Source organism: Sphingopyxis macrogoltabida (genome assembly GCF_001307295.1).
Lineage (GTDB): Bacteria > Pseudomonadota > Alphaproteobacteria > Sphingomonadales > Sphingomonadaceae > Sphingopyxis > Sphingopyxis macrogoltabida_B.
Genome location: NZ_CP012701.1, coordinates 122,252 through 135,258 on the forward strand (window position 1 = coordinate 122,252; position 13,007 = coordinate 135,258).

The 13,007-nt window shown below is 58.3% G+C and carries 7 protein-coding genes; 4 read left to right on the forward strand and 3 right to left on the reverse strand.

Annotation, left to right across the window (positions count from 1 at the left end; all coding sequences use genetic code 11):
- Positions 1 to 23: 23 nt before the first annotated feature.
- Positions 24 to 1,787 carry a site-specific DNA-methyltransferase gene (locus AN936_RS22775; RefSeq protein ID WP_054590572.1) on the forward strand — a complete coding sequence of 588 codons (1,764 nt, stop codon included), beginning with the start codon at positions 24 to 26 and terminating at the stop codon, positions 1,785 to 1,787.
- A complete protein-coding gene (locus AN936_RS22780; protein ID WP_420496847.1) occupies positions 1,780 to 4,473 on the forward strand; it encodes a DEAD/DEAH box helicase in 2,694 nt (897 codons plus the stop codon). Before AN936_RS22775 ends, AN936_RS22780 begins: the two co-directional genes overlap by 8 nt.
- A gap of 28 nt (positions 4,474 to 4,501) precedes the next feature.
- On the opposite strand, the gene AN936_RS22785 is transcribed toward AN936_RS22780, so the two are convergent.
- The 3 genes from AN936_RS22785 to AN936_RS22795 form a co-directional block, all read right to left on the reverse strand.
- Positions 4,502 to 7,129: an AAA family ATPase gene (locus tag AN936_RS22785; protein ID WP_054590574.1), complete on the reverse strand. Its 2,628-nt coding sequence runs from the start codon at positions 7,127 to 7,129 to the stop codon at positions 4,502 to 4,504.
- Entirely contained in the window at positions 7,126 to 8,235 is a 1,110-nt protein-coding gene (locus AN936_RS22790; protein ID WP_054590575.1) for a metallophosphoesterase family protein, read from the reverse strand. The genes AN936_RS22785 and AN936_RS22790 overlap by 4 nt, the downstream gene beginning before the upstream one ends.
- Positions 8,236 to 8,326: 91 nt before the next feature.
- On the reverse strand, positions 8,327 to 10,663 hold the full coding sequence (locus AN936_RS22795; protein ID WP_054590576.1) for an AAA family ATPase: 2,337 nt from the start codon (positions 10,661 to 10,663) through the stop codon (positions 8,327 to 8,329).
- 332 nt (positions 10,664 to 10,995) lie between these two features.
- Between AN936_RS22795 and AN936_RS22800 the strand changes: the two genes are divergently transcribed.
- Together AN936_RS22800 and AN936_RS24900 are read left to right on the forward strand one after the other, a co-directional pair.
- A complete protein-coding gene (locus AN936_RS22800) occupies positions 10,996 to 11,694 on the forward strand; it encodes a hypothetical protein (protein ID WP_054590577.1) in 699 nt (232 codons plus the stop codon).
- A gap of 787 nt (positions 11,695 to 12,481) precedes the next feature.
- A complete protein-coding gene (locus tag AN936_RS24900) occupies positions 12,482 to 12,799 on the forward strand; it encodes a hypothetical protein (RefSeq protein ID WP_149037830.1) in 318 nt (105 codons plus the stop codon).
- The last annotated feature ends 208 nt before the right edge of the window (positions 12,800 to 13,007 follow it).

Here is a 13,007-nt window from a genome sequence, read left to right on the forward strand (position 1 = left end):
GGTTGCTGGGTTAGTGGTGGGGCATGACCCAGAAAACCAAGCTTGAACTGACATGGCCCGGCAAGGACGAGCGGCCGAAGCTCGAGCCGCGCATTCTGATCGAGGATCCCGTTAAGAGCTACCACGCCAGCGTGCGGCGGGATGGCGACCTATTCGACAACATGCTGATCAAGGGCGACAACCTGCTCGCACTTAAGGCGCTGGAGCAGAAACATGCTGGCGAGGTGAAGTGCGTCTACATCGACCCGCCATTCAACACGAAGCAGGCTTTCGATCATTATGACGACGGGGTTGAGCATTCGATCTGGTTGAGCCTCATGTCTCAACGGCTCGAATTTTTGCATGCGCTGCTCTCACCTGATGGCAGCATCTATATTCATATTGACGACAACGAACTCACCTACCTGACCGTTATCGCTGACGAGATTTTCGGACGAAGTAATCGTATCAGCATTGTGACCTTCAAACAGGGATCGGCGACGGGCCATAAGTCCATCAACCCAGGTGTAGTGAGCACTTCAAATTTCATCTTGGTTTATGCGAAGGACAAGGCACGTTGGAAGCCCAACAAAGTTTTCACTGCGCGTGGTGCACGCGACAAAAGATATGGTCAGTTCATAGTTAATCGCAGCGACCCTCACCAAGCTTGGCGGTTTTCCACGCTCTCACAAGCATTCGCAATCTCTGAAGGCATTCCGGAAAAGCAGCTCAAAAAAGCTTTGGGCGATGATTATGAAATGCGGATTGAGGCGTTTGTACATGCGAACGCAACCGCGGTAATTCAGCTCGCGCGACCGGACTACAATGCGGTGAGCGCAGCAGCGAGAAGCATGATTGACCAGTCGCGTGCTAGCCCGAACGAAATCATTCTGCTCGAGCGTGAGAGCCATTCAAACATGTATTTCGTCGGAGGTCAGAGGATCCTTTTTTACGCGGACAAGCTGAAGTTTGTTGACGGAGAATATGTCGCAGGAGAACCACTCACCAGCATCTGGGACGACATTCTTTCGAACAATCTTCACAACGAAGGAGGGGTTGATTTCCCGAAAGGAAAGAAGCCCGAAGCACTCATCAAGCGTTGCTTCGACTTATCAACCAACCCAGGCGACCTCGTGCTGGACTCCTTCGCAGGCTCTGGCACGACTGGCGCGGTCGCCCACAAGATGGGTCGGCGCTGGATTATGGTCGAGATCGGCGAACATGCCGACAGTCATGTCGTTCCGCGTTTGCAAAAGGTGATCGACGGCACCGATCCGGGCGGCATTAGCAAGGCGGTTGACTGGAAGGGCGGCGGCGGGTTCCGCTACTTCACCCTCGCCCCCTCGCTGCTGGAACGGGACAAATACGGCAACTGGGTGATCGCGCAGGATTACAACCCGGCGATGCTCGCCGAGGCGATGTGCAAGCACATGGGCTTCACCTATGTGCCCTCGCAGGACCCGGCAGAATATTGGCGGCACGGTCATTCGACCGAGACCGACTTCATCTATGTCACCACGCAGGCGCTCACCCACGAAGCCTGCGCGAAGATCGCCCATGATGTCGGCCCCGATCGCTCGCTGCTGATCTGCTGCAAGGCCTATGATGCCACCGCCGATGCCTTCGAAAACCTGACGCTGGTGAAGATCCCGACTTCGATCCTGCAGAAGTGCGAATGGGGCCGCGACGACTACTCGCTGAACATCCAGAACCTGCCGCAGGCTGAGGATGAAGAAGCGAGCGAGGCGGCTGCCCAAGCGGCCGGTGCGGGCTTGCCGTTGTTCGCCGAGGAGGCAGATGATGAGTGATCTGAACCCCGCTCGCGCCCGCCGCCAGATCGCTCAGCGCCTGTCATTGCGCGCGCCGCAGGAGGAATCGCTCAACATTCTGGGTGAGGTGCTGGAAAAGATCGACTTCGCCACCGCGCCCGATCTTGATGCCCTGCTGAAGGAGATTCAGGCGCTCTATCCCAGCGTCGAGAGCTTCGAGCGCAGCTTCCCATCGGTATGTTTTGCGCTAGCCACCGGGGTCGGCAAGACCCGGCTGATGGGCGCATTCATCGCCTATCTCTACCTCACCGGCAAATCGAAGAACTTCTTCGTGCTGGCGCCGAACACCACCATCTACGACAAGCTGGTGGAGGATTTCTCGCGTCAGACCTCGCCCAAATATGTGTTCCGCGGGATTTCGCAGTTTGCCCAGTCGCCGCCGATAATCGTCACCGGCGAAACCTGGCAGGAAGGCCGCGGCATCCGCGGGAGCGACCTGTTCGGCGGCGAGGCTATCATCAACATCTTCAACGTCGACAAGATCAACAAGGACGTTGGCAAGATCAGGAGCTTCCGCGAGACACTAGGCGATAGCTATTTCGATTACCTGTCGAATTTACCCGATCTTGTGATGCTGATGGACGAGGCGCACCGATATCGAGCGGCGGCGGGGAAGAAGGCGATCTTCGAGCTCGACCCGAAGCTAGGGCTGGAGCTGACCGCCACGCCGAAGTCCGTCGGCGCGAACTCCCGCGATTTCCGCAACGTGATCTACGAATATGGTCTCGGCAATGCCATGGCCGATGGCTTCGTGAAGGAACCTGCCGTGGCGACGCGGGCGGACTTCAACCCGAAGGCGTATGACGAGGATGCGCTTGAGGGGATCATGCTCGAAGACGGCATCCACTATCACGAGCATGTGAAGACCGAGCTGGAGCTCTATGCCCGCGAGACAGGCCGCAAGCGGGTCCACCCCTTCATGTTGGTGGTGGCGCAGGACACCGCCCATGCCAGCCAGCTGCGCGCCCGGATCGAGGATGATGGCTTCTTCAATGGTTCCTACAAGGGCCGCGTGATCGAAGTGCACTCGAAGGTGCGCGGCGAGGAAAGCGACGAGACGATGGAGCGGTTGGTGCGGCTTGAGGAAGCTGGCGACACCGACATCGTCATCCACGTGAACAAGCTGAAAGAAGGTTGGGACGTCACCAACCTCTACACTATCGTGCCCTTGCGCGCGTCGGCGTCGGACATTCTGACCGAGCAGACACTAGGGCGCGGGTTGCGCCTTCCCTATGGCGAACGCACCGGAAACGAAGCGGTCGATACGCTGACGGTGATCGCGCATGACCGCTTCGATGATGTGATCAAGAAGGCGCGCGAAGACGGATCGATCGTGCAGATGAAGCAGCTGCGGATTGGCGAAGGCGGCGACATCACGACTGAGCCGCAGGTGGTCTATAATGTGCCGACCGCGTTCGAGGCGGCGCTGACGGGCGCGCAATTGCCAGATCCAAAGGCCGAAGATGGGGTCAGGCAGGAGCCCCTAATCTTCCAGACCCCGCAAGAGCAGGAAATTGCCAAGGTCACGATCGAACTGCTGCGCGACAAATACAGCAGGGAGCTGATAGGCGGCCATAAGGAACTGCGCAGCCCCGAGGTGCAAAAGCGCATCGTCGACGACGTGCGGCGGCTCACGGTCCAGCGACAGGGCTCGCTCGAAGGCATCGCGGTCGAGCCGGATGTCGAGCAGCTCGTGGCGGTGGTGACCGCGAGCGTTGCCGAAAACAGCATTGAGATCCCGGAGATTGTCGTGCTGCCGAGCCGAGAAGTGAACTTCTGGTTCGAGGATTTTGACCTCGCCGGGATCGACGATATCCGGTTTCAGCCGATCTCAGACCGCCTGCTGGTCAGGAACCTGCGCGATCAATCGCAGCGCGAGCTTGCCCGTTCGATCGAGGGCCCGCGCGAGGAGCGTGTCGAGAACTACATCGTCAAATTCCTAATGGATTATCCGCAGGTTGATTACGACAGCCAAGCGGACCTGCTCTACAAGCTGGCAGACCAAATGATCGCGCATTTGCAGAGTTACCTTGCCAGCGCCGAAGACGTGGAGAACGTTGCCCTCGCCCATGGCAAGATGCTGGCGGAACGCATTTTCTCTCAAATGAAGGCCCACTATCGGCAGACACCGGCGGACTACCGCGCGACGAAAATCCGTTCTTTCAGAACGTTGGAGCCGCAGAACATCGCCTACTCAGCTTCTCGTTCGCTGCTGCTGAGTGAAGTGGCAACACCCTTGTCAGCGACGCCCAGCTTCACTTTCCGTGGCGGCCAGAAGAGCCCCTACAAGCATCACAAATTCCACTCAGATCCGGAGCGGCGGTTTGCCGTGTTGATCGACAGCGATTTCGAGAAAGATGTGCTGCGGTGGCTGAAGCCTGCCCGCAATCAGTTCCGGATCGAATATCGGCCCGGCAAACCATATGAACCGGACTTCGTTGTCGAGACTGGTGGCGAGAAGCTGATCGTCGAAATCAAGGCCAGCAACCAGATGGACGATGCCACGGTGAAGGAAAAGGCGCGCGCCGCATCCGAATGGGTCAAGCATGCCAACGAGTTCGCTGCGGAGGGCGATGGCAAGCCATGGCGCTATGTGTTGGTGCCCGATAATGCCGTCACGGAAAGCGCCACTTTGGCCGGTTTGCTAGGGCGCTTTGGAATGTAATGGCACTTGGACGGTGGCTCGGTTGTGATCAGGAACCAAGCCTCACCCGATTACCTGCAACATGTCGAAAAGCCCGGTCACGGCAGGTCAAAAGGATCACCTGCATTTGGGAGGCTGCTTCACGCAGAATGTCGATCATGGTATCGAGCCTTGCATCGTCGGAATAGACTAGCGGGTCGTCGAGGATCAGCGAAATGGGCTTGCCCTGGTCGCGGAGCATGTCAGCAAAGGCAATCCGAGTTAGAATCGCAAGTTGCTCTTGTGTGCCGCGGGACAGGCTGTCCGACTGCTCTTCGGTTCCTGCGCGAATGATGCTCTCTAGTGCCATACTGTCTGAGAAGGCGAGCTCGCAACCCGGCAGAAGCCGCTCAATGTAACCCTTGGCGCGGCGGGCGACAGGGCCAGCAAACCGCGCTGAGGTCTCGTTGCGGGCCTCCTCAAGGGTGTTGCGCAGAAGCATGATAATGTTGGCATCATCGGTCACCCGCTGAAGCGCTGCACGGGAGGCATCGAGTTCATCGCGAGCCGCAGCCGCCTGCTCGGCAAGCCCCCGCCCTCCTTCGCTGTCGATTGTGGCTTCGAGCCGGGCAATGTCCTTCTCGAGATCTGTCTTCTGATCCGCAGCGGCCCTCGCGCGCGCATCAATCGTCGCAATCTTGCGGTTGATGTCCGCCACATCGTGCGCCGTTGCGTTGCGCATCGCGGCATCAAGTTGGATTGCCGCTTCGGCGGAACGCTGCCGCGCACTCGAAAGCGCATCCGCAAGTCCTACCCAGTCCGGATGGGCCTGAATGTTGGCAATCGCGTTCTGCACGGCCGTCAAGTCGTTTTGGGCCAGCGCCTCGGCAGTCGCGCGAGGAGCTTCCTCGGCCTCGCATTTGCGCAAATCTTCGATTGCGCTCTGAACCACGCCTTCAGCCCGCGCCAGCGCAGTCGCATCGACCTCAAGCTGCTGCTTAAGCTTGGCGAGATCAACGGCGCCATGGTCAACCCTAGCTGCGGGCTCCTTTTGCAAGGAAACAAAGAGCTTCAGCGCGTCTGCTCCGGCAGCAAGGCCAATGCGGTCGTCTGCAGGCGACGCTGCCGCAATTCTGGCCATGAGCGTCCGGATATCAGCTGAAGCTTCGCGTGCGGCAATCGTTCGTTCGCGCGCAGCCGCGAGATCCGTAACACCGAGAGCAGAGAGCGCGTCATTTTGTTTGCTGACGGCCTCTGCAAGTAGCTTTTCGGCGCTGGCGGCCGACGCCGGCGGTGTGATGACAAGTTCGGCGTCGCCCAACCTGATTTGCGTCGTCCTTGTCAACGCCCGGGTGCCAGGAGCCATATGTTCGCCATCGATCATGACACCCTCGGCATTACCGCTCAAAGTGACATGCGCCGCACCGGCATCGAGCCGAGCGCGCGCTTCTACGACAGCGCGCTCATTGACCTCGAGTGTCGCAAGTTTGTCGCTGGGGATCGCACCGAGCTCGACGCGCTTCATTGCCTCAAGTTCTGCTTCGAGCCCGATCAGTTCGCCATATCGTTGGCGGGCCGCAGCCGCTGCATCCTGCAACTGCTGTTCTTTGTGGTTCTCCGAACCCTTCCAATACGCATCTGCCGATCGCTGATTTGCCGCTTGCGCCTCAATCACCGCCAGACGCGCTTCGGCAACCTTGCTCTGACCAGCCGTTACGCGTTCGCGAGATGTCGCCCGGAGGGTACGGGCATCCTGAAGAGCCTTCGCTGCCTTTTCGCGAGTCACCACTGCGGCATCATGTCGCCCCTGAATATCTTCGAGCTTGGCGAGCCGCCCAGCTGCCACCTCGTTTTCCGCCTGCCGGGTTGCCAGAAGCTGCGCAGCCATGCGTGCCACCTCCAGTGAGGAGACGAGGTCCGCGCGTATCTGACTGTCAGTCTGATCGGCCATCTCTCGCAGCAGGACAGACAAGCGCTGGCGGCAGACATCAAGCTCGCCGAAACTCCTTTCAAGCTGGGCGACTTTGTCATCAGCCTCAGCAGAGGCCGTCACAGCGACCTCGAAGCGGCGGAGCGCCTCGACCTGACGACCCTTCTTCACACCCGTTGGGGTCCAGTAGAGCTCGTATTGCGCATCGACACGCTCTCGCACCTTGCGGTAGGCCTCGCCGCCCATGATCGACCCGACTTCCGCTTCAAGCGAAGCTGTAATCGTGTCGCGCACGATGGCGCCCGGCGCACGGATCTCGAGCGCGTCCATTTGCGCCACCCACAAAAGGCCGAGCGCACCATAGGTAGAAACATCCCCTGCCCTGCTGGTATCGCGCACTGAGCCAAGTAGCGTGTTGAGCAGGGCTTCAGCTTCATCGCCTTGTGCCCTGCCCTGCGGCCCTTCAACATCAATCGATGCTGATTTGAGAAACCTCTTCCGGAGCGACCACTCTGCACCGTCAATAGCAAAATCGATCTCGACCTTGGGCGCAACAGAATCGCCGCGCGGTGCATAGGACTTGGCGAGCTGGTTCTGCGTGTTGTGGCGCACGAAAAACGCCGCACGCAGTGCCTCCATCAGGGTCGACTTTCCCGTCTCGTTCGGCTCGATGATGATGTTGAGGCCATCGGTCAGATTGTCGATGGTAAACGGGTCACGAAACTTCCTGAAATTTTCGATCGCAATGCGCCGGATTACGAGACTCATGGCTGCTCTCCCCGGCTGTATTCGACGAAGAGGCGTTCGAGCGCGCGCTTAGCTAAAACCGCTTCGGTTCCGCCCGCAGATGCCTGCTCATTTAACCGGGCCGCCGCGACGCCAAGAATGCCCTCGACCGCAAGTCCTGCGAGATCGTCCTCGCTTGGTCGGCCCACGAGGTCATCGCTTCGGATATCAAGGAAGCGCAAGCGGTGAATGAAGTCATGCTCCAAAGACTGAAGCATCGCGACCCGGTCACCCAAACTGGTAATCCCCGCAAGTGAGAGCTGTAGCAACGTCGATGGCGGATCGATTGTTTCAAGCAGCCGCGCGCGTTCCGCTTCGAATGCAGCATGATCGTTGACGGTCCACGAGCGCATCAGCCACTGAAACCGACCAGTGCGAATAGGCTTGACGATCGGCTCGCTACTTTCGGCAAGCTCAACAAGAAGCACATGGCCGGGGTCATCGCGCTGAAAGCGGTCAGTTTCTGGGGTGCCAGAGTACCAAGTCCTGGCATCGACCTGCAACGCGCCGTGCCAGTCGCCAAGGGCGAGGTAATCAAGCCGCGAGCGTGTCGCCCGGTCCGGAGCAATCTGGTTCTTGGTTTCCCCGCGCGACCCAAAATCCCGGATAGAGCCATGAGCAAGGCCAATGCGCAGCCGCGCGCCAGGTGTCTCCATTGCGTCAAAGGCGACTGTCGGGTCCTCGAGATTGTGCCGATATGTCAGAGGCGCGGGCAGGAGCCAGATACCATCTTCCATTTCGACGGGCTCCGCTTCTGTCAGGACATTTATGGTCGGGCCAAGACGGCTCCGGACACGGTCCCACAGCCCTCCACTGCGCGCATAGTCGTGGTTCCCCGGCAGCAGCCACCAACGGCAGGAATGGCGGCTCATTCGAGAGACCGCCTGAACTATCGTGCGATCATCAGGCCCGTCGGTATCGAAGACGTCACCCGCTACCAAGACGTGCTCAGCACCATTCTCAATTGCGATCCGGCCAAGCGTGTCGATAGCGTCGAAGCGAGCTTCATGAAGCGCGGCGCGCGCATCAGGCTCGAACCGCCCGAAAGGCTTACCCAATTGCCAGTCAGCCGAATGCACAAATTTCATGAACACCCCTGTCTCATTGAATTGCCAGCTTCCCTACCCTTCTGGGTCATCTTGATGAGCAGGAAAAACGCAATGATTGAAACCTTTAGCGTCAAGGGGTCGGGGTCTCGGCGCTTGCTATCGGTGCAGAATCCAAAACCCCTTTGAACTTGTCGATACCCTCAACTTGCCCGGGAGCGTAGTACCGCAGGATCTCTACAGCCTCCTTGCAGGCCATCTCGATGTCGGCGCTCAGGGGGCTCTCCGTCCACATCTTGCCGCCGTGGCTCATGTCTTGGATCAGCACACTCCGCACTTGCACCCCGTGCTGAGAGTTGACCTCGTTCAGGAATGCCTGAAGGTCCCCTTTCTTGGGATATGCGAAGCGCCAGATACCCTCAAGCACCGACCGGACAGCGTTAGGCGTCGAGGGGTTCGGCGGTGTCCTCGAGGTCGCTACGTCAAGGATGTGCTTCAGGTGGAATACGTGCGGCGCCACGAAGTCCTTCTGATGTACCACCTCATGCTTGTTTCCGCGCGACACCAACTGGAACAGAGCGCTGTTCGGCACCACGTTGTTATTGAGCACGACGTTATAGAAGAAGTCGTGATGCGTGAGGATCAGCAGCTTGGGACGTACGGAGCCGTTTGTGTTGATTTTGATGTCCCCGCCATCGATGCGTAGAGTCTTGAGTATCTGGCAAATGCAGTAGACGTAGTCGAACGAGACGGAAGAGACGGGATCGTCGACGATCAGGTAGAGCTTCCGGTAATCGCCTACCTCGTCAATCTTTAGATGCGACTGCGCTAGGAAATAGCAGAAAGCTAGTACAGTCTTTTCGCCGTCACTCAGGGTCCGGTCGCTGCCCCGCGCCATATCCTTCTTGTCGCGCTTTACGCTGAAGTTTTCCCTATCGAAAGAGTAGCGCCCGTGGAAGGCGAAGCTGATTAGTTCCTCCAGAGTGTCGGCCACCTTCTCGCGCGCCTCCACTTTTTCACCGCTGCTTTTCTTCAGAGCTTCGATCTCGTCCAAGAGGGCAACCCGCTGAGCCTCTTTCTTCGCAAGCTCTTCAAGCGCGGCCTTGTTGTCGTCGCGGAACCCGTAGTTGAACGCCAAGCACCCGCGGCGCTGCAACGTCAGCCTCTCGTTAGTAGAATTGTCGACCGTCGAGTTAAGCTTCTCAATGCGCGTCCGGTTGGCCTCTCTGACCTCATTAATCTTCGCTTGCGGCCCTTCGATCCCGAAGTCCTCGCGAAGCGCGATTGAGCGCGTGAGGTCGTTAGCCTTTTCGTCGAGCAGCGCGTCGAGCTCGTCCAGAAGCTTCACCATCTCGTCCCTGTGCCCTGCGTCGGTATCGAGCGCCGTTGCGCTCAGCGACGGGAAAGCAACCTTGAGCGCATCGTAACGGATGATTGCCTGGTTCAGACTGGCCTCTCTTCGAGAGAGCTCCGGTCGGATCGCCGCTGTCTGGCCTTTCATCCGCCTGATCAGGTCTCGCGACCTGGCCTCGGCGTCGGCGAAGTAGGCAACGTATGCGTCGATGACTGCCTTCGCATGGACGCTCAATTTCTGGGTACAGAAAGGGCACACCTCATCTTCACCGACGAGCTTTGCACCTTTATCAAAGAACTCCCTGTCAGCCTCTATTTTTGCCTTCACTTCGGCCGCTATCGTGGACTGGTCGATTTTTCGCTCCAGCAGCGCTCGCGCCGTATCCACGTCAAGCTGAACGCTCAGCGTCGCCAAAGAAGTAGGCTTGTCAGGATCGGTCGGCACTGCCCTCAGCGCGTTGAACTGCTCCAGGATAGCAGCGCTCGTTGGGAGCTTCTCAGGACGACCGCCTAATACTCGGCAATCGTCCAAATCCAGTCCTTTGAAGTCCTGTAAGTTGGCACGGATCGATAGGTCTGACTGGAGCTTGTTTTTGCCCTTTTGGAAGGCGCTCATGAGTGCGCGAACGGCTTCGTCGATTTCGCCGTAGACCTTCGCCAGCTCGTCCTCCTTGTCTTGCAGTTCGAGGTTCTGTTTGCCGAGGATGATTTGATGGTCGATGTCGCCGTCCAGCACATAGGAACGACTAGCTAGCTCAGCGCCGACGTAGTCGGATGAGAAGACGTGGAAGATGTATTGGCTTGGGGAGCGATTTACGAGCCCGCGCGTCTTGTCGAACGCGATCTTTGTAATCTGGGTGGTGCCTTCAAATAGAGACAGGGCACCGTCCGAACTCTCTTCCGAGACTACATCAGCAGGGTCAATGTCCCTTTCGCCTTGCTTCATTGGGCCTTCGAGCGCCCGCAGAGCTCGCGAAATGAAGGACTTGCCGGTTCCACTGGTGGCGAAGAGGAGGTTCTGCCCCTTCGCAGAGAGCTTCCCCTCTAGTTCCATAATCGGGCCAATGTGCTTGGCCTTGATGCTCAGGCAGGCACCTTCGTTCGCAGCATTACTCATTCACCGAAAATCCTGATGTAGATATCTGCCCACATTCTGAGAAGGTGCCTCGAATCAATCTGTTGGGTCAACCTTTTCGACAACGGTTCTCGTGTGCCAATCAGCGATGATCCATGGATTAGGACCACAACGGTGACAGCATGTCCATCGTAAGCTCCGCTTTCGCACTGAAATGACAGAATGCGGATTGTCGCATAGCGACCAAAGCACACATTTAATCCGAAACGCCGCGGAAGTCCGAGTGCGATCAAAGCAGTTATTTGTGTCACAAGATGAAGCTGATATTCTGAGGGTCAGAACGTTATGGCGCCAGATCGCGGGGAGACTATTGCGTGATCTATGCTTGGATTGATGGCGGAAGGCGGCAACCTATCGCAAAGGGCGAGCGCACAGTCTGCAAGGATTGTGGCGGGCTTCTCACCTCCGTCATGCCAGCGCAGAACGTCAAGCACTGGCGGCACAAGGCAGGCGATTGCGACCGCTGGGCCGAAGCCGAAGGCCCCTGGCATCTGGGCTGGAAAGAGCAGTTCGACCTGGAATACCGAGAAGTTGGCCTTTATGACGCCGCCGCCGGGGAGTGGCACCGCGCCGATGTGCTGTGCGGGGCCGGCACGCCGAACGCGACCGTGCTGGAGCTGCAACATTCCAGCATCAGCGAGCAGGAGCGCATTGAGCGCGAGGCCTTCTACCGCCAGAAACATCGCATGTTCTGGCTTGTCCACCTGCACGACGAGAATAGCTTCGCCGGCACCAGCTTCCGCCTGTCGCTGGGCCTCGGTGCGCGCATGGCGACCGTGGACGGCCATGATTTCGAGATCGTGCATTTTGCGTCGCGCAGCAGCCAGTTCATCGAAAAGTGGAAGCGATCAAGCGCGCACGTCTTTTTCGATTGCCAAGGTCACATCTTCTACCTTGCCAACGAGAGGGTGGCAGCGCGGGCCAATGGCGGTCTTCCGCTGAAGAAAGGCTATTTCGCCTATTCCCGGCTATCGAGGGAGGACTTCATCCGAGCCGTGCACGGGGCAGGCTGACACCATAACCAACACGAACGCCGACCTGATGGTGGAATTGGGCGAGGCGTCTCTCGTCTCAAATCCCTCCGATTGGGGCATCGGCCCGGATCGGCATTTCGTTTAAGCTTAGTGGGGCAAGCAGTAAGCTTATCAACGCCAACGCAGAACAGTGCCGGTGCGCAGCATTGCAGCGCCCAGATCGCGGCCATCGCTCATCCTGCAAGACGCAACGACCCGACCGTAACTTTGATGCGAAGCCCGGCAGCGCATTGGCGGTGCAGAAACCTTTACGTGGCCAGTAGAAAGATTCCCCTTGGCCCCGCCCAGAAGAGCTACCAGAGCATCGCGGGCCTCGACCCCCGAGGAACGTGGACAAGGGTGGCCTGCCCGACAAGTTCCGTCGAGTTCGCGTGCGGCAATGCTCCCCAATCGGATCCTAGGCCCTTCCGCGCACCAGATCGGACCGTCTCCATCCCAAACCGCAACCGGCGTGCAGATGAACGCGGCACTTGCGGCCAGCGTCAGTAAACTCATTCTGCGAGTCTTCCCCTCAAATACCAGCGCCAAACCCTGCCTTGTCGGTCTAACGCACACGCGGAGGCCACATCCGATAGCCACAAGCAACCCCGGTTCCAAGGTCTGCTAAGCAAATGGTCCGTGCAGTGATTTGAACATAGGCTTGAAATCGGAAGTCTCTTGGTCCGAGCTGCCCCAGTTGGGGTAGCTGATCACGACAAATCATTGTAATTGGCTCGCCCCGCGCGAACTGCTTTGGATGCATAATGCGGAATGAACGGGGACTCGAATGGGAAAACGAAATCTCGCAATCGCTGGCACCCACCAAGACTATTTCGCGGATATGTATGACGAACGAATGGGCGAAAACCCCTCAGTCGTTTTCGGATGCGCATCCCCGGAAGATGCCGCCACGAGTTATTTCAGGAACGTTTTTGAAAACTCAAACGCGCTCGTCCGCGAGGCAGTCATCGGTGTATGGCTAGCAAATGAGGGGCCTGAGGTAGCCATCATTTTCGAGGCTTGTGCGACTTTGACTCCCTGCATGGCGGCAGACGCAGAACCTGGCGAATTCGATATTGTGCTGGATGTGCGCCAACGGTCGTAGTGTGCGGGACGCGCACAGGCGGTGTGTATAGCAATCATGACCGGGCAAAACGCAGAGCACCCGTTGACAGTCGTTTGATATGCCGTCAGCTTTGTGACCGGTCTGACCCCCATGCCTGTCGCCAAGCTAAATAGGTTTTTGATCAATCCTTCAGACTGCCCGCGAATCCAGTGGTCAGATCGATTAAATGGCGACCGATACGACCCTT

What these genes read in the sequence shown, in the direction of transcription:
- AN936_RS22780 (WP_420496847.1), top strand. Translation starts at nt 1,780, where the DNA reads ATGAGTGATCTGAACCCCGCTCGCGCCCGCCGCCAGATCGCTCAGCGC.
- AN936_RS22775 (WP_054590572.1), top strand. Translation starts at nt 24, where the DNA reads ATGACCCAGAAAACCAAGCTTGAACTGACATGGCCCGGCAAGGACGAG.
- AN936_RS22785 (WP_054590574.1), bottom strand. Translation starts at nt 7,129, where the DNA reads ATGAGTCTCGTAATCCGGCGCATTGCGATCGAAAATTTCAGGAAGTTT.
- AN936_RS24900 (WP_149037830.1), top strand. Translation starts at nt 12,482, where the DNA reads ATGGGAAAACGAAATCTCGCAATCGCTGGCACCCACCAAGACTATTTC.
- AN936_RS22795 (WP_054590576.1), bottom strand. Translation starts at nt 10,663, where the DNA reads ATGAGTAATGCTGCGAACGAAGGTGCCTGCCTGAGCATCAAGGCCAAG.
- AN936_RS22790 (WP_054590575.1), bottom strand. Translation starts at nt 8,235, where the DNA reads ATGAAATTTGTGCATTCGGCTGACTGGCAATTGGGTAAGCCTTTCGGG.